A 23,424-nucleotide genomic window follows, 5' to 3' on the forward strand; every position below is an offset into this window, starting at 1 on the left:
CCAGTGTCCTTGCACTGGCGATTTTGTTTATTCAGCTTGATTCCACAGCCTGTCTGCCAAACCGCCCCAGCGGAGGACAGGTTGCGAAGTTGCCCTTTCCAATGAAACCCTGTTCGCGATCAGACTCAGCTGTTTCTTAGCCCGGGTAATACCTGTATAGAGCAGTTCCCGCGTCAGAATATCCGGCGCTTCAGCCGGAATCACCAACACCACATGATCAAATTCTGAGCCCTGACTCTTGTGCACGGTCATCGCATACACCGTTTCATGCTCAGGTAAACGGCTGGGTAAAAATCCTGTCAGCCCCTGCGCCTGAGGAAACCAGACTTTACTGTTGCCCTCAGCATCCGGCCAGACGACACCGATATCACCGTTATAAAGACCCAGACGCGCATCATTGCGGGTAATCATCACTGGCCGGCCACGGTACCAGAGGTGATCCCCGCGGATAACACCCCGACTGACAAGGCCCTCCCGAATACGTTGATTTAGTCCAGAGACGCCCAACGGCCCCTCGCGCAGCGCACAAAGGACCTGGAGCTGCTCTAACCGGTCCAGAAACACCTCTGGTCCAGTTGACAGATCATCACTCAGCAAATGGACATGAAACTCTATAACCCTCTCGAGCAACTGACTGAGCTGCTGCTCACCCAGTGTCGCCAGAGTCAAATCTTCAGGAGGATCTGAAATCAATTCAAGCACGCCCTCCAGATCACCCAGATTGACTGCCTGCGCCAGTCGCCCAATACCGCTGCCGGCAGAGAAACGATAACTTTTCCACAGCAATGACAGGCAATCACGAATAAGGACGTTATTTTTCTCATCTGCCTGCAAGGCTGAGCCGGGCTCGAGGCGGCATAAGCGATTCAACAGATCAGTTTGTGCGCTGCTATACGCCAGTGTCTGCGGCCAGGCACAGATATCGCCCAGCACACTGCCCGCTTCAACTGAGGCCAGCTGATCTCGGTCACCCAATAAAATGAGACGTCCCTGGGGTGGCATCGCCTGGAGCAGGCGATACATCATGGGCAGGTCGATCATGGATGCTTCATCCACCAGCAGCAGATCCAGCGCCAGCGGGTTGTGCCGATTGTGTTTGAACTCTATGGTACCCTGCTGCACGCCCAGCAACCGGTGCAATGTACTGGCATCTTCAGGTATTAATGCCCGCACTTGTTCAGACAGATGCAGGGCATTTTTGGCACGGGCAATCGAGTCGCTCAACCGGGCCGCGGCCTTTCCGGTCGGTGCTGCCAGCCTGATCTGTGGACTCAGACCTGCGGCAAGCTGTTGCTGGATATATAACGCCAGAATTTTTGTAACCGTTGTAGTTTTACCGGTGCCTGGTCCACCACTGATCACCGTGAATGCATGCTGCAGCGAGAGTCCTGCTGCCACTTTCTGCCAGTCAGGTGTTTCATCACCGGCAGGAAACAACTCACCTAAACCTTTTTGCAACAGACCCATATCACATGCCAACGGCTGTGCCCGCTGCAAGATCGCCTTGCTGACCTCAACTTCATAATGCCAATAGCGATAGAGGTAGACCCGGCCCTCATCAAGTACCAGCAGCGAAGGTTGAGAACCATCACTCAGTACAACCCCATCCGGCTGCCACACCTTCTCACCCAGGGCCGACAGGGGCGCCACCAGTTCAGCAGGCCAATGAGATGACTCTTTAAGGTAGGCCAGTGGCAGGCAGACATTTCCCGCCGATAACTGATGGCTTACCAAAGCAGCCAGCGTGGGCAGGCCGTGCTGATTCCTGGCATGATCAGCTACCAAACGGGCAAATTCGAGATCCAACAGGCGGAGGTAACCCTGTCGTTGCCACTGGGTCAATACTGCTAATTCGGTGTCCTGGCTCATGGCATCACCCCACCGCCCGCAAACAACTGGTCAAGCGCGTCCAGCAGCGCCTGCGCAGGCCTACAGGCAAATATACCGGTGTCAGACTCAGGTTGAATGCCGCGCAAAAACATGTAATAGACCCCACCAAAATGCCGTTCATAGTCATAATCCGGCAAGCGGGTTTTCAGCAACCGATGCAATGCCAGAGAATAAATCTGATACTGAAGATCATAGCGATGAGACAGCATCGCCTGTTCAAGTGCGGGTTGTTGATAAGCTGCGACATCCGAGCCAAGGAAGTTGGATTTATAATCCAGTACGTAATAACGACCCTGATATCGGAACATCAGATCGATAAATCCCTTTAACATGCCCTCAACCTGTTCAAACTCCAGTGCCAACCGCGACTGGGCTGACAGCGGATCATGGCTTCGGATCACCTGCTCAAGCGCGGCGGCACTGACGCCCTGTACCGGAAACATAAACTCCATCTCCACGCGACGATCAGCATCAGCCAGGTGCCCAAGGCGCAGATCCGCACCGTCCAGCGGACAGGCAAGCACGTCCTGCACCAGGCGAGAAACCACGGGTAGCCACTCAGGGCCATAGCCATTCACTTCAAGCTGTCTGGATAAAATTTCACTGTCTTTGTCTGTCTCAAAACGCTCAAAACTGATCTCTTCAAACAGCGCATGCAAACAGGTACCGGCCTTTGCTCCTTTCGGAAAGGTGAAGATCGTATGCGCTGACTGTTGAACCGGCTCAACAGCTGCGTTTTCTCCGGAAACCTCCAGGTCAAAACCGGGCAGTTCCGGCAAAGACTGGGTATGCCTGCTCAGCGCTGAATAGCTGGTGACCCGCCAGCGATCCGGAACAGAACCCGTAAATTGACGGGCATGCAGATCAGGCTGCTTTTCCGTTGTTTGAAATGGGGCAGGCGTTTGTGCTGCTAACTGAGGTGCTACCACCCTGATACCGTTGCTATAGGTTTGCAGCGTTGCCAATGCCTGCGCCGGGTCAGGATCAACCTGCGAAAGCAAATAACCGATGGCTGTTTTATCAAGTGCCAGGGAACGGGTGCCCGGTTTTACAATGCCGATATAACAGGCGTAGATCGAACGTGTCAGCGCCACATACAGCAGCCTGAGATCCTCTGCGAGTCGTTCCTGTTCAGCTTTTTCCATAGACTGTTCACTGGCTGCAAGATCTAAAACCGCCCTGCCATCCGCATCATGAAAAAGGGCATCCCGACTCTTTTTGGCGCTGCTCGCAAATGGCAGGAACACCACCGGAAACTCCAATCCCTTGGATTTATGAATTGTGATGATGGTAATGCGTTTTCGGTCACTTTCGAGTCGCAAAACCTGCTCGTCCGACTGCGACGCCGACTCCTGTTGCTGAGCATTAAACCAGCGCAGCAACGCGGTGTGGGTTTCCAGTGTAAGGCTGCGTTGCTGCAGCAACTCACTCAGGTGCAACAGATTGGTCAGACGTCGTTCGCCCAGTGGTTGGGCCAGTAATCCTGCTGCCAGATTACGCCTTTGCATCAACTGATTGAGCATCGGTAATACACCCAGCCGCTGCCAGACCTGATGATATTCGGCGAACTCGTTCAATACAGCTTCCCAGGCCTGCTCATCACGACTGAAACGTTCCAGTGCATGCAGATCCAGCAACATCAGACTGCTGGCCATCGCTGATCGAAGGGCAGACTCATCCTGCGGGTTAGCAACAGCATTCAGGAGCAGACTCAGATCACGTGCCTCCTGGGTCTGGAACACTGAATCCCGACCGCTCAGGTAGACACTGGGTAAATTAAGCGACTGCAACGCCTGATAGATATGGTCCGCTTCAAAACGGTCCCGCACCAGTACAGCAATATCCCCTCCTGTCAGTGGGTTTTTGCCAATGCAGGTCTCTGTAGTTAACAGCTGCAAAATCTGGCGGGCGGTCACGGTAGCCATATGCCGCTGTGATCGATCTTTACTCTGGGCATCCCCGGCGGCGTCAAACCAGATCGTCATGGCAGGCACGACCTCACCCTCGCTCAGCAGCTGAGTGTTTTTACCGGCCGCATGTACTGGTTGGTAGGGTATCTGATCGGCATAGATAAAGGGTGCAGGCACGTGCTGAAACAACGCATTAACCGCATCGACCATCGCATCGGTCGAACGCCAGTTGGTGGCTAGCGTGAAGGGCTGGGCCACAGCACTTTTGGCATCCATATAGGTAAAGATATCGGCACCACGAAACGCATAGATCGCCTGCTTCGGATCTCCGATCATGATCCAGGCTGCTTCCTGACGGGTGTGATACACACAGCTGAAGATGCCGTACTGCAGGGGATCGGTATCCTGAAATTCATCAATCAGGGCCACCGGATACTGTTGCCGGATGGCGCCGGCCAAAGATGCCCCCGCCTCTGACTGCAGCGCGTTAAACAGGGAGCTCAACAGATCATCAAAGGTCAGTTGTTGTTCCCGTAGTTTTTCCTGCTGCATCCGTTGTTCCAAGTCACGCAGCACCCGGGAGAACACGACCTCTTTCAGCGGCAGCGTTTCTGTTAGCAACCGTTCAGTCAGATCAAACAGTGGATGAGTGGGCGGCTCACCTTTTTTGGTTTTTTCCTGCAGCTGAGTTGTCGTAAACCGTAACAGCGTGTCAGGCAATTTTTTGGGCGGCTCAATCTGCTCACTGGCGGCATAAGCGGTGATCTGCTCTATCCATTTAGGTACAGAGTCCTTTCTGTAACTGTTTTTATTCACCCCCGAAGCCATAATCAGGGGTTCAAGATCAGCGTATCCCGCCAACCAGGCACGTTTGAATTCCTGAATCAGCTCAAGACGTTGTTCAGACAATCTGATCAGATCAGTATCGGCAAGGTCTGTCGGCGTTAACGTCAGGCCGTGGCGCCCAAGATAACCCTGCACCGGTTTAAACAGTGCATCCGGGGTTTTCCACTCATCCAGTATCCGGTCAGCAACCGGCGCGGGCAGGCGGTAAAGCAGATCACGCCACACATCCAACAGCGCATGGCGCACCAGTGGCTGGGTGTCAGTGACTAGTTCCTGACTGAACAGACTGCCACTTTCAAAGGCGTGTTGGCGCAGCATGCGCTGACAGAAGCCGTGAATAGTAAAGATAGAGGCTTCATCCATCTGACGCAGGGCGGCTTCCAGCAGTGTTACCGCAGCCTGAGTATCCTTCGTGGCTTCAATCAGCGACTGCAGGAAACCATCAGAACTGCTGCCCACCAGAAAAGCTTCACGCGCTGCTGCCACCCGTTGCCGGATCCTGTCCCTCAACTCCTCTGTGGCCGCCTCGGTAAAGGTGACCACAAGTATCTGGTCCGGGCCTAAAGGCGTTCTGTGCGGATCCAGCCCCAACACCAATCTGAGATAAAGCGCAGCGATGGTAAAGGTTTTACCGGTACCGGCACTGGCTTCAATTAACTGAGTCCCACTGAGGGGGAACTGCATCAGGTCCAGCGGAAGGGCATTACTCATCCTTGCCATCCTCCATATAGCTGAACATGGGTTCCATTAACGCCAGGTCCGGTAGCAGCGCATCAAAATAAGCATCAGCATCAGGAAAGACACGTGCCAGATAAGGATCTTCACTCAGGCCATAGCTGTTTGCGTTGCCCTGATAGAGTTCCGTTAATGCATACCGGGCAGCCTCTTCACCTTTTTGCAGGGTTTCAAAATACTTGAACGCAGCTCTGGCGTTGAATGCCAGAGGCGAACAGAGACTGCGCTGGTAAAACTCACACCACTGCTGCAGATAGACAAGGGCATCCTCTCTGGCCACCGGAGCAAATGACACCCAGGTATTCAGACCACGGAAAAAACTTCTCCCACCCCCACTCAGCTGCAGCACTAGATGCTCGATCCAGGTGATCAGGCGATCATTGCCATTGGTCTGAGCAGGTCGAAAGCGCACCATCTGGCCCGCATAGATCTGGTCCAACGCGCCAAGTAAGCGGGTATCACATAGCGGCAGATCAACTGACTGACGCATTGGCTCACCCTGCATGAGGAGTTCAAGCTTAACCTGCAGCTCCGTCATATCTTTACGCACTTTAGCCAGCAACGTTAAACCGTGACTGGATACGGGCAACCCGCCCTCTGCCAGTAACAACTGATCCAGCCGATCAGGATCTGTACCGGTCAGCAACGCCTGCAGATAACGCTGTTTCAGCAGATAGGTTTCTAAACCATCAAGATCAAAAGGCTCTTCATCAATCTGAGCTGCATCAAGTGGTCTAAAGAAGGTTTTCAGGCGACGGTTAAAAAAGCCCTTACAGGGGTTTTTGATCTGGCTGAGCAGATCGCTTAGATCCAGTTCAGTCAAAGGCTCCTGCGGCAGCACCTGAATGCCCGCCGCAACGGTTGCTCCCCCACCCTGTGCAGCAGCCAGCCACTCTGTTGCATAACTGAAGACCCGGGGGTCTGTCCGGGAAAAGTTATCCAGACTAAAAGGCATCATCGGATGCTGCACACAGAGGTGTTGCAACAGGGCCTGGCCACTGGTCGCATAATCAAGCTCGCAATCTGCCTCAAGGCAGTAGCCCAGACGCAGATAATCCAGCAGTTCACTGACCAGAACCGAGGGAATTTTCTCGCGATTATCGTATACCGAGCGCCCTATATAACTGATGTAGAGCTTTTCCTGCGCTGACAGTAATGCTTCCAGAAACAGGTAACGGTCATCATCCCGGCGGGAGCGGTCACCACGTCTGGGTTGCTCATGCATCAGGTCAAATCCCATCGGCGCAATGGCGCGGGGGTAAGCTGCATCATTCATCCCGAGCAGGCACACCACCCTGAAGGGGATCGAACGCATCGGCATCAGAGTACAGAAATTCACTGCCCCCACCAGAAAACGCTGGCTGGAGCGACTTTCTTCAAGTCCTGCCAGAAGATAATCCACCACCACCGTTGCAGACAGAGGGCCCTGCCAGTTCGCATCCGACAGTTGCTGCTGTAGGTGCTGGAGCAGGTCACGGATGGTTTTCAGCGCGAGTTCATCGTCCGTATCCGGCAAATAACAGTTATCCAGCAACTGATTAATCACCTGCACCCAGTCAGCCAGTGTTTTGTCACCGGTCAAAGCTGTCCGCAGGTGATCCAGACAATTGATAAAAGCCGCCAGTTTGCCCAGTAACTCCGCCTGCAGGCCCTCAATTTCAGGATACGGCGCTATGCCTTGCCACAAGCCGGTATTGCCCAGCGCATAACCACTTAACATACGCCTGAGTCCAAACCGCCAGCTGTTTTCCTCAAACACCGGTATCGACCATGCCGCACGTTGAGCACCGTCCAGCCCCCAGCGAATATTGGCGCCGTTTACCCAGTCACTCAGGGTATTAAACGCAGCCTCATCCAGTTCAAACCGACGCTGGATGGCAGGCACTTCCAGCAGTTCGAGCAGGTCGCTGACACTGAAACGGCTCTGCGGCAGCTTCAGTAAGCGGGCAAAACTCAGCAACAGCGGATTTTCCTGCGCTGTATTCTGATCCGAGACAGCATAAGGAATCTTACGCTCAGCCGATGCGCTGCTAAAAACAGCATCAATATACGGGGCATAGACGCCAACATCAGGCATCATCACAATAATATCGCGGGGCTGCAGACCCGGATTTTCTTCAAACAGAGCTAACAGCTGGTTATGCAGAACTTCCACTTCACGCAGGGCGCTGTGACAACTGTGGACAGAGAGCGAACGATCATCCGATTGAATAAACTGTTTGTGACCACTGTGGGTCAGTTGATCCGGCAGTGCCGATGGGTCAGACAGGTCGAGAATATCCTGCTGCACTGCGTTCAGCAGTGTAGTTCGGCCAGGATCAACAAAGGCATCCAGTTCCTGACTCTGCAACGCCTGTAGCTGGTAGATGTAATCCCGTCCCAGCTTACCCATGGAGGAGAGTAACGGGTTGCCCAGATCAAGCAACTGTTCAGCAACCATGCCCGGTTTATCAAACCAGCGCCGGTTAAGCCGGGCAATCTGTTTCTGATCCACCACATCACCCCAGTAATAACGGCAGGGGTTGCAGACCATCAGATGCACATCAATACGTTGCCCCAGTTGCTGCAGGGCTTCGATATAGTTCTGCGGCAGCGCCGAGATACCAAACACAAACAATCTTTGCGGCAGTCGCCGGGTGACGCCCGGTTGCGTCAATGCCTGCTTAAAGGCATCAAACATATTCGCCCGATGCCAATGGGACTGACCCAGACTGTGTGTATAGTCCACCAGCGCCCGCCAGAGAATGGGCTGCCAGGGTTGATCTATGGCTGCCAGGCAGCCGCCCTGCTCCCAATCAGCGATCCAGTCAGCACGGTAAACCAGATACTGGTCGAACAGGTCGGCGATTTTCTGACTCAGCTGGTACAGCCGAAATTGATCGGGATCGTCCCTGAGATAACGCTTCAGGGCACTGAAGGCTTCCAGCTTCAGCAACGGCGGCAGCACCTGCATGAGTTTCCACTGCATCGCTTCCTTATTGAATGCGGAGCGTTGCGGTACATCATCAAGCACTGAGGAGAAACATTGCCAGAGGAAAGATGCCGGCAGCGGAAATTCAATTGAAGCAGCGATACCCTGAGACTGAGCCAGCTCCAGTTTCAGCCACTGAGCCATCCCGGGACTCTGTACCAGAATCTGCTCTGCGACAAAGGGATCTTCCAGCGGTTGCAAAGAGATCTGTTTCAGCAACAGCGCTTTGAGGACAATCAGATCATTGGAGTAATAGACGGTCAGCATGAGAGGCCGTTCGACAGGGTCCTTCCAGAGAAAATCAAACGTTTAGTCTGTAGCAGCATACCCTAACAATACAGGGGATTCAGCTTTATTCCCTGTCCGTCGCCTCTAATGCAGGCAGCTCGCCAAAGCCAGAGGACTGGTCCCAGAACTGGCGCCCCTGCTCTACCCGGACCACACCTTTGAAACGGTTCTGCAGATAACTCACCGCTTCAGGCAGGGTGTCAATTTCACAGAGAATAACGCCACCACGGTCATTATCAGTACTGAAGAGATAACTTTTCATTTTTGATGTTCAATCAAGATCTGATGCCGCAACTATAGGGTTTGCAACTGATTTTTACCGGATCGTTTCGCGTTGTAGAGGGCTTCATCCACGCGCTGCATAATGCTTTCAGCCGTATCGCAGACATGATACTCGGTCAGACCAAGACTGACAGTGATGCCAATCTTTTCACCCTCTCGTACCGGAAACCGATGGTGCTCCAGCGATTGGCGGATACGTTCCGCGACGACACAGGCTTCCGCCAGATCAGTTGATGGCAACAATACCACAAACTCCTCACCACCATAACGGTAACCGGTGTCGGTGGTACGCAGGGACGCCCGTACCATTGAGCCAAAGGTTTCTAACACCTTATCCCCTACGATATGACCAAAACGGTCATTAAGTTGTTTGAAGTTATCCAGATCAAAAAAACACAGGCAGAAAGGGTGTTGATAACGTCGGGCGTTGGCCAGTGCCTCGTCCAGACGCTGATAGAAATAACGTGAGTTATACAGGTTGGTCAGGTTATCGGTGATGCTCAGTTCACGGTAGATTCGTTCCCGTTCCAGCAGAGCAAACTCCGCTTTTTTCCGATCACTGATGACAGAGAGTGTTTCAATTGCACCAATCACCTCACCCGCCGGATTGGTGATAGATGCCGCTGAAAAATGCAGCCATTCACCCTGCTCCCCACACTCGGGGAAAAAATCCTCCGCGTCATACGCATCGGCAATCAGATTGGAGGGTTTGTACTTACCTTCATAGTAATGCTCAATGTCACTGATTTGACCATCCAGCATAAGGTCAGCCATACAGGGCCGGGGAGCTTTGTAGAAAGGCCGCCAGTGATCTTTTGTGCCGATAATCTCATCCCGGTGTAAACCACTGAGTTGCTCCATCGCACTGTTCCAGTGACGCACAACATGATGTCGATCAATCACAAAAGCGGCCAGAATAATCCGGTCCAGAAGGAGACCGAGCATCGGTTCATTGAGCGATTCAACAATGCCACTGACAGCGGGCAGGTCACTGTTTGAGCCAGCAACCGTCTTAGCTGAGGATGTAGAGTTAGCCATACTGCATTCCATCATCTTGCCTGCTGATCGGTGCCAAGCGGCAATGTTATTATCACTGAAGTATAAACCCAAGCGGGCTGGAAAGGTGACAAGAATGGTCTAAATTCAGCCCCAAAGTTTGACCGGATCGCACTTATTATCGAGTTTTCCCCCGACGAAGCTGCAAATCTGACCATTTTCAATCGCTTTGGCATCACTACCCATCAGGCTGTGAGTGCCGATCATAGTGATCTCAACGGTTTCATCTGCTGTGATCTCAAGCGGTAACACGGCGTTAGTGAGACTGAACTCAGTCCCCTCAGTTTGCAGATAAGAAAGTCCCTGATGTTCACTGCCATCGCTGTACGCATAGAGTGAACTGCCATCCCAGCAGGTAAAACTGTGACTTTCCAGTTGTCTTAACCGGCTGGCATAATCAGCCATCAGTGCAAGACGCATCTCAGTATCCGGATATCCCTCCTGCCAAAGCCGGCGCAACCGCTCAAGCAGCAGACAAAAAGCCCTTTCACGGTCCAGACAACTCAACGGCCAATGATCGCCCAGCGGGAACCGTTCAGGATCTTCAATCCCGGTCAGAGAACCCAGCATTGAAAAGAGAAAGGGATGACCGCGCAAGGATCGCAGAAAGGGCTGAATTTCGAGGGGTTCCAGAGGAGCATCAGAGTAACCCTGAGCCATCCACAGTTCGGTCTGAAACGGATGTGATTGCAGATAACTTAACAATTCAGGGCTCAGTTCAGCTTTCTGCATCACCTGACGATGAGGGTTACCTTCACAGATAAAGCCAATCCCCAGCGCCGCCAGATCAGTCAGATCGGCACCCTGTTTAACTCTCACCCTGACCGGTGCTGACGCCTGCACCACTATTAATTGTTCATGCATCACTGTGCTGGCCTTTGCTTAAGGTCTGCTGATGAACCCTGAGGAAAAACAGTATCACTGCTGCGGCCCAGACTACGACCGGCAACATCAGGATGTTCATCATCTGCCAGCCCAGAATCGACTCAAGTGCACCGGAGCTGAACGTGGCCAACGTCGCCATACTGAATACCAGAAACTCATTTGCGGCCTGGGTTTTACCCCGCTCTGCTGCAGTGTAGCAGCCGGTCAGCAGCTCGGTGGCACCAATAAACATGAAATTCCAGCCGACGCCTAACAGTACCAGGGCCAGCCAGAACTGCCACAATTCCACCCCGGCAAGGTTAACGCCTATACAACCCAGCATCAGCGTCACCCCAAGCAACATCACAGTTTTCAGCCCCCAGCGCGCGATCAATTTCGCCGTAATGAATGACGGCAGAAACATGCCCAGCACATGCCATTGAATCACTTCCGCAGAGTGGGTAAAAGCAAAGCCACAACGTGCCATGGCCAGAGGTGTCGCAGTCATCAGCAGGGTCATGACCATATAGCCAACGGCGGCCACAACAATCGCAACGATGCACTGTGGTTGAGCGAGAATCACCCGCAGACGACGTCCACCCTGAGCCGGTTGTGCGCTTGGTTCGGGTAACTGAGTCCGGGTCAACAGTAGCAACGCCAGCAGATAAAGTCCCAGCAGACCAACAAAGGCGCCCAGATAGGGTCGGTCGGTAAACCACTGCTGGCCCTGAATCGCAAGCTGAGGACCGATCACCGCAGCCACCACACCACCGGCCATCACCATGGATATAGCACGGCTTTTTACCTGGGGTTCACACACCTCCACCACGGCAAACCGGTACAGTGTGCCAAATCCAATTCCAATACCCAGCAGAAAAGTCGCACAACAAAACAGAATAAAAGAGGGCTGCAATAAAGAAATCACTGCCAGAACGGCCCCGGCAACCCCCATCCAGCTGCCAAGAAAAAAGCCTTTTTTGCGCCCTACCCGCTGCATAATCAGAGAGGCAGGCACAGTCGCCAGCATCAGTCCGGCAAACTGCAGAGCTACCGGCAAGGTAATTAGGAGAGGAGCTGGCGACAGTTGCTGACCGATCAGTGCAACCACAGAGACCAGCAGCACATTGCCGCAGACCAGCAGGGCCTGACAGGCCGATAACAGGTAGACGTTACGATTCACACTCCGGCCTAGAGTGCCAGAATATCTATGCGTTCAGCCTGAGCAAATGAAGCGCAATTCCCCTCATCCTGTCCGGCTGAATCACTGATGCCATGGGGGAAACCCAGTTGCAGACCTTTAAAGTCGAAGGTTGCCGTATCGGCAAGATGGGAAGGCACCACATGTTGCAGGGACCTGAACATGGTTTCCAGACGACCCGGATGAGACTTATCCCAGCCTTGCAGCATCTCCTTGATCACCTGCCGTTGCAGGTTCTCCTGAGATCCACACAGGTTACAGGGAATGATCGGGAACTGTTTCAGTTCCGAATACGCCGTAATATCTTTCTCGCGGGAAAATGCCAGCGGGCGAATGACCATGTTCTTGCCATCGTCCGATACCAGCTTAGGCGGCATCGCTTTCAGACGACCGCCATAAAACATGTTCAAAAACAGGGTTTCCAGGATGTCGTCCCGGTGGTGTCCCAAGGCGATTTTGTTGGCACCAATCTCATCCGCAAAACCATAGAGTGTGCCCCGACGCAGCCGGGAACATAGGCCGCAGGTGGTTTTTCCTTCCGGCACCACCTCTTTCACGACCGAATACGTATCCCGTTCGATAATATGAAACGGCACACCCAGCTCTGCCAGATAGGCTGGCAACACCTCTTCAGGAAAACCCGGTTGTTTCTGATCCAGATTCACTGCCACCAGCTCAAACTGTACCGGTGCACTGCGCTGCAGATTCATCAGAATATCCAGCAGTGTATAGGAGTCCTTGCCACCTGAGAGACACACCATCACCTTGTCGCCCTCTTCAATCATATTGAAGGCTTCAATGGCCTGACCCATCTCACGACGCAGGCGCTTCTGCAGTTTATTCAGTCGGGTTTTCTGCTTTTTCTCCGCTTCTGTCATCACAAAAGCGTTATCAGAGTCGGAGGATGGTGTCATCTGTTCAATCATGGTGCCGGTCTCGGTGGTTAAGGCGCGCATTATACCTCAGGCTTTTACCCGGCGGCGAATTCGACATGCCTGACCCTAGCGAATTTTTGCTTCCGGTCAGAGGATATTTCTCTGCTACACTGGCGATAAAGGCACCCATTCAGGAGCTAGAGATGCGGACCCTTCTCAACACACTGTTTTTTCTGACCTTTACTTTCTGCGGCATCAGCCAGGCGGGCAGTATTCTGCATATGACTCTGGAAGGCGACTATGATGGCAACTATGTAGAGATCAACAGCCAACTGGAAGCACAGCGCTTTTATGTGATCTTTGAACCCAATATTGGCGGCTCTATTGCCAACTTCAAAGAGCGCTGGGGAGAGGATTACAACCGCAACGGATTCACTGAAATCCGCAGTCTGGTGTTCTGCAATCCCTGGTATGTGAATCAGGTTCTCAATCTGGATCCGGAAATGGCCGCCCTCTGCCCCCTTTCACTGACCCTGCTGCAAAAGGGTAATCAGACTGAGATTATGATGTTACGGCCTTCTGCTATTAAGCCGGAAAGTCCGGCTCAGAAGATACTACTTGAGCTGGAGGCTGATCTGATGAAAGCGCTCAAGGCAACTGGCGCAGTAGAAGTTAATTGAGCCAGTTAATCTCCTGCGCAGTCAGTGGGCCAATTACACTGTTTTCCAATGCATCCGGCATTAGCGAAAAGTGGTCATTCTGGGGAATGCGTCCGCCCATGATCTCAGCCCTGAATTGCGGCAGAAGTGGGTCCTGGTAGGGGTCAGCGTAGCCTTCAGGCCACAGTGGCTGCAGTGTTTGCGGATCATATTTATCCGTAGCCCCCAATGTATGCAGAATTTCATGCAGGGTGACAAAGTTATTCAGCGACTGAAAATCCACACTGGCAAAGCCATTTACCAGACCAATCATGCCCTTCTGCAGACCCAGCGAATGCTCCAGTACGGTTCTGTTTTGGGGAGAGAACAGGCGCATAAAAATGCGGATATCAGGCTCCGGCCCCTGCCAGGCACTGTTACGCCAGGCCCAGTACCGGAAACGCAGGCTCCACCAGACACTCTGCAGAATACTGGCATTATCTGGCACCTCTGGCGGCTCATTTTCAACCACATCCGACAGATGAATCTCGATCGGATGATTGAGAGCAATGCCATAACGATTAGCTTCACGACCAAGGAATTGCTCGATCTCATCAAAATGATCGGCTTGCAATGCATTGAGGTAGCCACGAGTATCGCCGCGCTGATCAGCATTAATCGGGTAAATCACCACCCACAGGGTCTCCTGCCAGTCGGTGGTACGGGAGCGGGATAACCAGCTATTCAGTGAAACCACCAGCAGTATCAGCAATAAAAAAAACACCCTTACCCGATACCAGAACTGCTTTTTTTCCATCTCGCCTAACACTCCCTCAGATCAAATAGGCAATCACCCAGTAACGACCCGCCTTACCGACAAGAACCATCACTGCACTCATCCAGAGATTTAGCCTTAGCCAACCGGCCAGTAAACAGAGTGGGTCGCCGATGATGGGCAACCAGGATAATAACAATACGCCCGGGCCATATCGGGTTAACCAGTGTCTGGCCCGTTGCTGCTGCGGTTTTTCCAGCGCCGTCAGCGGTCTGTACCGGGCCAGCCAGATCCCCATAGTAAAAGTCAGCCAACCACCGAGGGTATTCCCGGCTGTGACCGTAAGCCAAAGCAGCCACCATGGGTGCATCGCTTCTGTTAACATCCAGCCAAACAGAAGTTCAGAGCCTCCGGGTAACAGGGTCGATGCAATAAACCCGCTGACAAACAGGCCCGAGAGTGCCGCTTCACTCATACGGGTTCCAGCGCGGCACTCAAGCAGCGCAACAGACCCATATCATATTGCCCTTCAAGGGCATCATAGACCGGCTTTAATGACAATCCGGAGTGATTGCGGTGTTCCAGAATCAGTTGCTCGATCTGCTGGCGCTCTGCCGATGGCAGTTCCACAACCTCATCGATAGCCAGCTCACCCTGTTTTACCGCCACAGCCAGATGGTTATAGATCACCCGCTCAGACAACTTCTGTTGCCGGGCAACCTGTGCCACAGTCATGCCGGACTGGAACAGAATCAGCGACTGTTGCGCCTGCTGTTGAGTGGAGTCCTGTTCAGGTTCGGCATGTGATCTGAGTACATCCAGAAAGGCATCGCCATATAACGCCAATTTCCGTTCACCCACCCCACTCAATCGACGCAGCTGATCCGAAGTCACCGGTCGGTACATCACCATCTCCATCAATGTCGCATCATGGAAAATTACGTAAGGTGGTACATCCTGAGCATCTGAAAGCTGGCGACGGCAACCACGCAACGCTTCCCAGAGTTGATAATCCTCGGCTGAGAGCTGACTTTGCGGCCGCTTGCTCTGACCATAGGCGGCCTGCTTACGCTTATCCTGGCGCAGCTCAATCCGGTCTTCACCCCGCAATAAAGATCGACATTTTTCGGTCAGATGCAGAACCCCATGCATCTCAAGATTCACACCCAGATAGCCTCGGGCCACCAGTTGACGAAAGACCGAACGCCACTGAGCTTTATCCAGATCACTGCCAATGCCCCAGGTAGACAGGGTTTCATGGCGGTGACTGCGGGTTTTTTCATTGCTGGTACCGCGCAGGATATCTACGATATGGTTAACACCAAAACTCTGCCCGGAGCGATACACCGCGGACAGTGCTTTACGCGCAGCTTCGGTGCCATCCCATACCGCCACAGGTTCAAGACAGGTATCACAATTGCCACAGGGTTGATGGTCCGATTCACCAAAGTACTGCAACAGTACCTGACGCCGACAACTGGTGACTTCACATAAACCTAACAGCGCTTCCAGCTTTTGCTGTTCTATCCGCTTTTGCAGCTCAGGTGCCTGTGATCCCGACAACATCTGCCGCAGCAACATCACATCCTGAAGGCCATACACCATCCAGGCATCCGCGGGCAGTCCATCGCGCCCGGCCCGTCCGGTTTCCTGATAATAGGCTTCAATGCTTTTGGGCAGATCCAAATGAGCCACAAACCGCACATTGGGTTTATCAATCCCCATCCCAAAGGCGATCGTGGCCACCATAATGATCCCCTCCTCGGTCAGGAAGCGATGCTGATGGTAAGCCCTGAGTTCCGGATCAAGACCGGCATGGTACGGCAGCGCCGTAAGCCCCTGCTCCGTCAACCAGGCCGCGGTTTCCTCGACCCGTTTGCGTGACATACAGTAGACAATACCTGCATCCTGCGCATGTTCGGCGCGAATAAAACGTAACAGCTGCTGACGCCCGCTATCTTTCTGACCGATGCGGTAGCGGATATTAGGGCGATCAAAGCCCTGAATAAACTCCCGCGCCTGCTGCAGTCCCAACCGATGATGAATTTCATCACGGGTGCGCTGATCTGCGGTTGCCGTCAGGGCGATGCGGGGAACATCAGAAAAGTGCTGCGCCAGCTGATCAAGCTGAAGATATTCAGGTCTGAAATCATGTCCCCACTGCGAGACACAATGCGCTTCATCAATCGCAAAAAGAGCGACTCTGCCCTGCTGCAATAATCTCAGGGTCTTTGACTGTAATAGACGTTCCGGCGCCACATACAGCAGGTCCAGCTCACCACTGCGATAGGCCTGCTCGGTCAGCATGAGCTGGTTTGGGTTAAGACTTGAATTAAGACAACCGGCACAAATACCCAGCTGTGACAGGGCTGTGACCTGATCCTGCATCAGGGCAATCAGAGGAGAGATCACCACCGCGGTACCGGGTAGCAATAGTGCTGGTAATTGATAACAGAGGGATTTCCCGCCGCCGGTGGGCATCACCACCAGCGCATCCTGGCCCTGCAGAATGGTCTCGATCACAGCATCCTGAGGCGGTCGGAATGCTTCATAACCAAAGACGTCGCGCAGGCGTTGCAGGGCTTCATTCATCATGCTGTGATTATCCTGAATGGACTGATGCTTGTCACTGCATTCCCATGCTCAATGGATAAATAAGCTGCCCCTAAGCGCCAAGCAGGCTACAATCACCCACATTGCCTCTCTTGCCGGATATTTATCATGAGCCTGAATCTCACCCAAGCCCTTACTGACGCTGAACTGGATCTACTTGAAGACTTTCTTTATTCAGACTCCGTGTCAGAGGACAGCCTTGATCTGATCGGTGTGCATGGCCTGTTTTGTGCCCTGAACATCAGCCCCAAACCCTGTCCTGAAACCGAGTGGATGGAGCTGATCTTTGATGGCCAGCCAACGTGGGCCTCAGCCGAAGAAGAAAATCAGATTTCCACCTTGCTGCGTCGGTTTTACAGTCAGATCGGTGCAGACCTGTATAGCGATCAGGTACCAGAACTGCCTTGTGAACTGAGCCTCGAGGCCGATGAAGAAGATGAAACCGCCGCACTGTCCTGGTGGGCGCAGGCCTTTATGGAAGGTGTCTTCACCCATGAGGATGACTGGTTCAGCGCAGATACCGAGGAAGATGTAGCGGAGATGCTGCTCCCCATGATGGTGGTTTCGGACCTGTTTGATGAAGAAGATGTATTGGCCATTCGGAAAAATGCAGAGCTTAGTCAGCAGATGTGTGAAGAGATTCCGGAGCTACTGGTTGACCTCTATCTTTACTTTCACAGCCCTGAAAAGTAATTGAACTCAAAAAAAAACGGCTGCATCTGCAGCCGTTTTTTTTATCATCCTGTTTAGTACGTCACGCGGGCAGTGCTGCCATGTTGAAGCACCCGAACCCGATCACCCGGGCGGAAAAACGGCCCATTACCCACTTCCTGTACAATCGAAAGCACGCGTCCATTTTCCAGTCGCACGGTGAGTTCCTGCCCCTGCGCCCGGGTTGCAGACTCTTCGATGTTCTGACCCAGAATACCACCGGTGACCACACCAATAATGGTAGCTATGCTTTTACCCTTACCGCCGCCAATCTCACTGGCCGCCAAGCCACCAATAATTGCACCTGCACCGGTGCCCACAATACCGTCCGTGCGTCCTTCAATCACCACCGGCTGAGCCGCTTCGACGACGCCATAATTGACCGTTTGCACCTTACGCGCTTCATTACGGGAATACGTACTGCCACTGAGGTTGTTGGCACAACCCGAGAGCACCACCAAAATTGAAAGCGTGGCCACCATCCATAAACGCTTCATGTTTGTTACCTCATTTTATTTTCAGTACCAGATGGCTGATCCATGCCCAAACCACCTCTTTTAAGCGCCGATGCCAGGGACGTTTTTGCCAGACATCGTACGTTACCTCAATGCAGTGATGCAGATCACTGCTGAAAATTTCGCTCATTCTCTGCACAGATTCTGAATGCCTGATCTCCAGATTGGCTTCCAGATTCCAGCGCAGATTCCAGTGATCCAGATTACAGGACCCCAGGGTTGCCCAGTCATCCACTACCGCCATTTTGGCATGCAGAAAACGGGGCTGATATTCATATATTTTAACGCCCGCCGCCAGCAAACGCCGATAAAAGCGTTTGGAGGCATGAAATACCCAGGGCTGATCTGTGTAAGGCCCCGCGATAATCAGCCTCACATCCACCCCTCGTTTAGCCGCACTGCGCAGGGCATGGCGTATAGAAAACGAGGGGAGAAAATAAGCCGTCATCAACCAGACTTTATCTTCCGCCCGATTTACCCGATGCAGGAAACTACTTTTGATATCCTGCTGATACAGGCCCTGCACGGTTCGCAAACGCACATCGGCATCACCACAGGGCTGGCCCAATGTCGCAGCGGATGGCAATTGCTGTGCAGTACATCTTTGCCAGAGCTGGTTAAACAGATTCACCGCATCGGCGACCACCGGACCTTCAACCCGCGCCATCAGCTCATGCCAGGGGCTACCCTGCGCTTCTGATAACCAGTATACATCACTCAGACCTGTACCCCCGATGAATGCAACCTGCTGATCCACCACCATTAACTTGCGATGATCACGGGCAAAATTATGGGTCAGTTTCAGGGCGCTGAGTGGGTTATACACCACCAGATCAATCCCTGCTTTCTGCAATGGCTGACTGTCTGCGCGAATAAAACGATAGGCCCCAAAACCATCCACAATCAGTTTGACCATGACACCGCGCTGGCGCGCTTCAATCAGCGCAGCGATAAACTTTTCGGCAATCATACCCGGGGTAACAAAATAGAACTCAAGCAGCAGACTGTGACGCGCCTGGTCAATCTCTGACAACATGCGTGGAAAAAAGGTTTCACCATCGACCATCAACTCGATGGCATTGCCCTGACGCCAGGGGAAACGTTTACGCATCGGTGTTTAGTGGTGCTTTCATTACGCCTGAAACTCTCCATACAAGCGGGCATATAAGCCATTATTTTGCAGCAGCTCCTCGTGAGCACCCTGCTCACAAATCCGACCATCCTCAAATACATAGACATGGTCAGCCTGCTTAACCGCACTGAGCCGGTGAGCAACAATAATCGTGGTTCTGCCCGACAAAAACCGTTGCAAAGCCTGGTGCAACGCCAGTTCTGTTTCGGTATCCAGTGCCGATGTCGCCTCATCCAGAATCACCACACTGGGATTCGTGAGCACCATACGCGCAATTGCGAGGCGTTGTCGCTGCCCACCGGATAAACGGATACCCTGGCGACCTATCCGGGTTTCAAGACCGTCGCTCTGAAGCCGGATAAAGCCATCCAACTGAGCCACAGACAGCGCATGCCAAAGCTGTTCTTCACTGAATTCACGCCCCATCTCCAGATTGCTGCGCACGGTGCCATTAAACAACGCTGGGTGTTGCAAAACGGTTGCAACATGCTCACGTACCCGGGGCAGACCAATCTGTGTCACCGGCACACCGTTAAAATACACCTGGCCCTGACTGGGGGTATACAGCCCCAGCAGCACCTGAACCAGTGTCGATTTTCCCCCGCCACTGGCACCGACCAGGGCTATTTTTTGTCCGGCTGGAATTTCCAGTGAAACACCCTGCAGCACCTCCTGCCCCTCAACATAGGAAAAATGCACATTATCGATCCGAATCGACACCTTCGGCTGGGTAAACGGATTCACCTCAGCCGGGTAATACGGCTCTTCATTCAGTTCAAGCAGTCCGTTAATGCGCGCTAAAGCGGCATTCGCCCCGTAATAGGCGTATTGAATGCCCAGTACTTCCTGCACCGGGCCCATCATGAACCAGAGGTAACCAAACACGGCCATCATCTCGCCGATACTCAGATCAGAGAACACCACCATCAACATGGATAGAGCCCTGAACAGGTCCACACCCACCATAAACAGAATGAAACTGAGACGATTGGCAGCATCACTTCGCCATTCAAACGCCGTAGAGCGATCCCTCACCTGACGGGCCTCATCCACCAGACGCGACAGATAATGCTGTTCACGGTTACTGGCGCGAATCTGCTGAATCCCTTCAAGGGTTTCGGTCAACGCTGCCTGAAACAGCTCATAGGCCAGATTTTCTTTCTTCTTGAGCTGTTTCACCTGTTTGCCCACCACGGTCGTGAAGTAGATCACCACCGGATTAAGAAACAGGATGAACAGCGCCAGTTGCCAGTGCATCCAGAGCAAAATAATCGCCGTACCAAAGACAGACAGGGTTGCGATCAACAACCGACTGACCGAACTGCCGACAAAGCGGTCAATGGTGTCCAGATCGGTCACCAGCCGGGAAGCCACGGCTCCGCTGCCCAGAGTTTCATATTCCGCCATCGAAATCCGCTGCAGGTGATTTAAGAGACCGCTGCGAATGCGATAGATCACATCCTTGGAAATCGTGGTGAATTGTCTGGCCTGCCAAACGTTAAGACCCAGCGCGATCAGCCTGAGTACGACCGTAAATCCAAGAATCGCGCTGATATACAAAACCGGACCATGCCAGGCAATCGGGAAAAACTGATTCAGAAGCTCAACCACGCGTCCGGGTTGATTCAGCAACACCTCATCGACCAATAACGGCATAAACAGTGGCAGAGGCACTGAAGCCAACGCCGCCAACAAGGCGATCAGATTGGCTTTAATCAGTTCAGGTTTGTGCTCAGCCGCCACCCGGGCAATGTAGGTCCAGTCGTAGAGTTGCTTCAAAAGAACGTCCCGTTATATGGATGGATTGATTGTCTTTATCAGTATACGCAAACCGGCCTCTATGGTTTCAAGCAATCCGGTCTGGCTGCTATAGTTGGATCATAATGTTCAACGTCAGTTCGCAGAATATCTTGCTTGTCATCATCAGATCAGGAGGGCCCAAACCATGTACGCTGCAATGATGAATACCGCTCTGGGGACCCTGCTGATTAAAGCCAATGAAGATGCCATCACCACCATCCACTTTATGCATGATGGTGAGGCTGTACCCGAACTGGTCAGCAATGCCCTGACCGATCTATGCATCCTGCAACTGGGGGAGTATCTGAATGGCCAGCGCAACCAGTTCAGTGTGCCGATCAAACCCACGGGCACACTGTTTCAGCAACGGGTCTGGAAAGCACTGCAGGAGATTCCCTATGGCAATACCTGCAGTTATGGTGATATTGCCCGCAAGCTAGGTAACCCGCGTGCAGCCCGGGCCATAGGCATGGCCAATAATCGTAATCCTATCCCCATCGTCATTCCCTGCCACCGGGTTGTAGGCAGAAATGGTCAGCTCACGGGCTACAGCGGTGGACTACCGCAAAAAAATTACCTGCTTAATCTGGAACGTAAACCAGCAGTCGCCTGAGGTTACTGGTCTACCTTGGAACCACCGCGGCAGGTCGGTGATGGCATCACTGCGCCCCCTCGAGTCTGCCACTCTGCCGGGGTAAACAGGTGCAGCGCCAGCGCATGCACCGGCCCCTGCAGTTCGGCGGCCAGCAGGCCATAGATCATCTGATGACGCTGCACCAGACGCTTGCCCTCAAAGGCGTCGGCTACCAAGGTCAGTTTAAAGTGGCTATCGGTTGCCGGACCCGAGTGCATATGGCTTTCGTTCTCAAGATTAAGGTGTAACACCTCAAACTGAGCACGTAATTTTTGTTCAATGGTGTCTGCAAGGCTCATCAGCCTACCCTTCTAATCTGTCTTCTGGCTGCCGGGTTCAATCACCCCCGCCAGCTTGGTAAAACGTTTGTGAATTTTACGCGTAATCAAAGCAACCGTCGTGACAATGACCGGTACCGCGATGCCCAGTGCCAGATCCTTATTGAATGGCACCCCATTATTATACAGGGCATCAATCAGGTATTTGGTCAGACCGATGGTGTAATAACTGATGGCCGCCACAGACAGTCCCTCAACCGTATGCTGCATCATCAGCTGGATTTTTGAGCGCTGATCCATCGACTCCAGCAAGGCCTGATTCTGTGACTGAATCGCCAGCTCCACCCGGGTACGCATCATATCCGATACCCGGTCGATACGTTTGGACAGATCTTCCAGACGGCTGCTGATTGCCTGACAGGTGCGCACCGCGGGCGTCAGGCGGCGGGTCATAAATTCAGTGATGGTCAGGTGGCCGGACACTTCATCTTCACGCAGTTCATCCAACCGTTTAATCACCAGTTCGTGATAAGCATAGGTTGCACTGAAACGAAACGTTGAACGCGCTCTGCAATCCTCAACCCAGGCCGCCATATCGGTCAGACGTGCCAGTATCGATTTTTCTTCCACGCCGTTAGAGGTATCTGCCAGCGATGCGGTAATGGCCGCCAGTTGCCGGTCCATCTCACTCAGCTGCGGATTAAACTCCCGCGCCAGTGGCAGCGCCAGCAGCGCCATCACACGGTAGGTCTCGATCTCCATGATGCGCTGGGTAAGACGGCCCAGCTGACTGTCACTCATCTGCTTGTTATAGATCAGTACACGGCCAAAACCATCGTTGTGTAGCTGAAAGGTGGTCCAGACCCGGGCATCACCCTGCTGCGGGCTGCTGCCGACCAATCGCATACCCTCAAAAAAGCGTTTCACCAGCGGCAGGTTGAGTTCCTGAGTCTGGCGGGCATCTTCTGTGGCGATATGAAACGCCGCAATCACCGTACCGGGAATGCCTGACAGCCAGCCCTCTGGTAATAGCGAGATACCCGTTGTGTCGAATGGATTCCCACCCTGCTCTACCTCAGAATTGATAAAGGTGTAGGTGGTAAACTCCATATGCCTTTCACGTCTGACACGCAATTTACCAAAGTCGACGTGGTAACAGAGCTGGTCCCGTTCGGGTGGCTCTTTACCAAAATGGGCATACAGGGTTTTGAGGTGTTCAAACTGGTCTGCGCACTGCTCTGGTGAGCACATCACCGCCATATGGGTGATCCGAGCCGGGGATGGAATCACCTGGAATGGGCGCGAATGCAACTCCTCGTACAAGGACTCCCTTAGGGGATGCATGGTCAGGCCATGTAGATTTGCACCCTGTTCCATCAATTCAACTCCATAAAAAACAAAATCTTATCTTAC

General features: G+C 53.0%; 19 protein-coding genes. 3 read left to right on the forward strand and 16 right to left on the reverse strand.

What is annotated here, in order from left to right; all coding sequences use genetic code 11:
- Positions 1-27 precede the first annotated feature (27 nt).
- The 8 genes from recD to ttcA all read right to left on the reverse strand — a co-directional run bounded on the left by recD (position 28) and on the right by ttcA (position 12,918).
- A complete protein-coding gene (recD, locus tag P2G53_RS08065) occupies positions 28-1,869 on the reverse strand; it encodes an exodeoxyribonuclease V subunit alpha (protein WP_275816016.1) in 1,842 nt (613 codons plus the stop codon).
- A complete protein-coding gene (gene recB, locus P2G53_RS08070; protein WP_275816018.1) occupies positions 1,866-5,357 on the reverse strand; it encodes an exodeoxyribonuclease V subunit beta in 3,492 nt (1,163 codons plus the stop codon). The genes recD and recB overlap by 4 nt, the downstream gene beginning before the upstream one ends.
- Positions 5,350-8,619, reverse strand: a complete 3,270-nt coding sequence (gene recC / locus P2G53_RS08075) for an exodeoxyribonuclease V subunit gamma (protein WP_275816020.1) — start codon at positions 8,617-8,619, stop codon at positions 5,350-5,352. Before recC ends, recB begins: the two co-directional genes overlap by 8 nt.
- A gap of 85 nt (positions 8,620-8,704) precedes the next feature.
- Positions 8,705-8,902, reverse strand: coding sequence for a hypothetical protein (locus P2G53_RS08080; protein WP_275816022.1), 198 nt, complete (start codon positions 8,900-8,902; stop codon positions 8,705-8,707).
- A 32-nt stretch (positions 8,903-8,934) separates the two neighbouring features.
- Positions 8,935-9,960, reverse strand: a complete 1,026-nt coding sequence (locus P2G53_RS08085) for a sensor domain-containing diguanylate cyclase (RefSeq protein WP_275816024.1) — start codon at positions 9,958-9,960, stop codon at positions 8,935-8,937.
- A gap of 105 nt (positions 9,961-10,065) precedes the next feature.
- On the reverse strand, positions 10,066-10,842 hold the full coding sequence (locus tag P2G53_RS08090; RefSeq protein WP_275816026.1) for a class II glutamine amidotransferase: 777 nt from the start codon (positions 10,840-10,842) through the stop codon (positions 10,066-10,068).
- Entirely contained in the window at positions 10,835-12,022 is a 1,188-nt protein-coding gene (locus P2G53_RS08095; RefSeq protein WP_275816028.1) for an MFS transporter, read from the reverse strand. The genes P2G53_RS08090 and P2G53_RS08095 overlap by 8 nt, the downstream gene beginning before the upstream one ends.
- An 8-nt stretch (positions 12,023-12,030) precedes the next feature.
- The gene (gene ttcA, locus P2G53_RS08100; RefSeq protein WP_275816590.1) at positions 12,031-12,918 is read right to left on the reverse strand and encodes a tRNA 2-thiocytidine(32) synthetase TtcA; all 888 of its coding nucleotides are present in this window, start codon (positions 12,916-12,918) and stop codon (positions 12,031-12,033) included.
- A gap of 200 nt (positions 12,919-13,118) precedes the next feature.
- Between ttcA and P2G53_RS08105 the strand changes: the two genes are divergently transcribed.
- Positions 13,119-13,595, forward strand: a complete 477-nt coding sequence (locus P2G53_RS08105; RefSeq protein ID WP_275816030.1) for a DUF302 domain-containing protein — start codon at positions 13,119-13,121, stop codon at positions 13,593-13,595.
- On the opposite strand, the gene P2G53_RS08110 is transcribed toward P2G53_RS08105, so the two are convergent.
- The 3 genes from P2G53_RS08110 to recQ are packed head-to-tail and all read right to left on the reverse strand — an operon-like array spanning position 13,588 to position 16,923.
- Positions 13,588-14,370, reverse strand: coding sequence for a hypothetical protein (locus tag P2G53_RS08110; protein WP_275816031.1), 783 nt, complete (start codon positions 14,368-14,370; stop codon positions 13,588-13,590). The two genes, P2G53_RS08105 and P2G53_RS08110, sit on opposite strands and share 8 nt — an antisense overlap.
- Before the next feature lie 16 nt (positions 14,371-14,386).
- A complete protein-coding gene (locus P2G53_RS08115) occupies positions 14,387-14,803 on the reverse strand; it encodes a YqaA family protein (RefSeq protein ID WP_275816033.1) in 417 nt (138 codons plus the stop codon).
- The gene (recQ, locus tag P2G53_RS08120; RefSeq protein ID WP_275816035.1) at positions 14,800-16,923 is read right to left on the reverse strand and encodes a DNA helicase RecQ; all 2,124 of its coding nucleotides are present in this window, start codon (positions 16,921-16,923) and stop codon (positions 14,800-14,802) included. The genes P2G53_RS08115 and recQ overlap by 4 nt, the downstream gene beginning before the upstream one ends.
- A gap of 126 nt (positions 16,924-17,049) precedes the next feature.
- Here recQ and P2G53_RS08125 point away from each other — a divergent pair, with 126 nt between their 5' ends.
- Positions 17,050-17,634, forward strand: coding sequence for a YecA family protein (locus P2G53_RS08125; protein ID WP_275816037.1), 585 nt, complete (start codon positions 17,050-17,052; stop codon positions 17,632-17,634).
- A gap of 53 nt (positions 17,635-17,687) precedes the next feature.
- Here P2G53_RS08125 and P2G53_RS08130 read toward each other — a convergent pair whose 3' ends face one another.
- The 3 genes from P2G53_RS08130 to P2G53_RS08140 are packed head-to-tail and all read right to left on the reverse strand — an operon-like array spanning position 17,688 to position 21,078.
- A complete protein-coding gene (locus P2G53_RS08130) occupies positions 17,688-18,149 on the reverse strand; it encodes a glycine zipper 2TM domain-containing protein (RefSeq protein ID WP_275816039.1) in 462 nt (153 codons plus the stop codon).
- 10 nt (positions 18,150-18,159) lie between these two features.
- Positions 18,160-19,278 carry a phospholipase D-like domain-containing protein gene (locus tag P2G53_RS08135; RefSeq protein ID WP_275816041.1) on the reverse strand — a complete coding sequence of 373 codons (1,119 nt, stop codon included), beginning with the start codon at positions 19,276-19,278 and terminating at the stop codon, positions 18,160-18,162.
- A gap of 21 nt (positions 19,279-19,299) precedes the next feature.
- Positions 19,300-21,078, reverse strand: coding sequence for an ABC transporter ATP-binding protein (locus P2G53_RS08140; protein WP_275816043.1), 1,779 nt, complete (start codon positions 21,076-21,078; stop codon positions 19,300-19,302).
- A gap of 166 nt (positions 21,079-21,244) precedes the next feature.
- On the opposite strand from P2G53_RS08140, the gene P2G53_RS08145 reads away from it, so the two are divergent.
- Positions 21,245-21,712 carry a methylated-DNA--[protein]-cysteine S-methyltransferase gene (locus P2G53_RS08145; RefSeq protein ID WP_275816045.1) on the forward strand — a complete coding sequence of 156 codons (468 nt, stop codon included), beginning with the start codon at positions 21,245-21,247 and terminating at the stop codon, positions 21,710-21,712.
- Between the two features lie 2 nt (positions 21,713-21,714).
- Here P2G53_RS08145 and P2G53_RS08150 read toward each other — a convergent pair whose 3' ends face one another.
- Together P2G53_RS08150 and P2G53_RS08155 are read right to left on the reverse strand one after the other, a co-directional pair.
- Complete coding sequence (locus tag P2G53_RS08150) at positions 21,715-22,032, reverse strand: BolA/IbaG family iron-sulfur metabolism protein (RefSeq protein ID WP_275816047.1); 318 nt, start codon at positions 22,030-22,032, stop codon at positions 21,715-21,717.
- A 12-nt stretch (positions 22,033-22,044) separates the two neighbouring features.
- Complete coding sequence (locus tag P2G53_RS08155; protein WP_275816049.1) at positions 22,045-23,388, reverse strand: DUF3422 domain-containing protein; 1,344 nt, start codon at positions 23,386-23,388, stop codon at positions 22,045-22,047.
- Between the last annotated feature and the right edge of the window lie 36 nt (positions 23,389-23,424).

The organism is Neptuniibacter sp. CAU 1671, assembly GCF_029222905.1.
Taxonomy (GTDB): domain Bacteria; phylum Pseudomonadota; class Gammaproteobacteria; order Pseudomonadales; family Balneatricaceae; genus Neptuniibacter.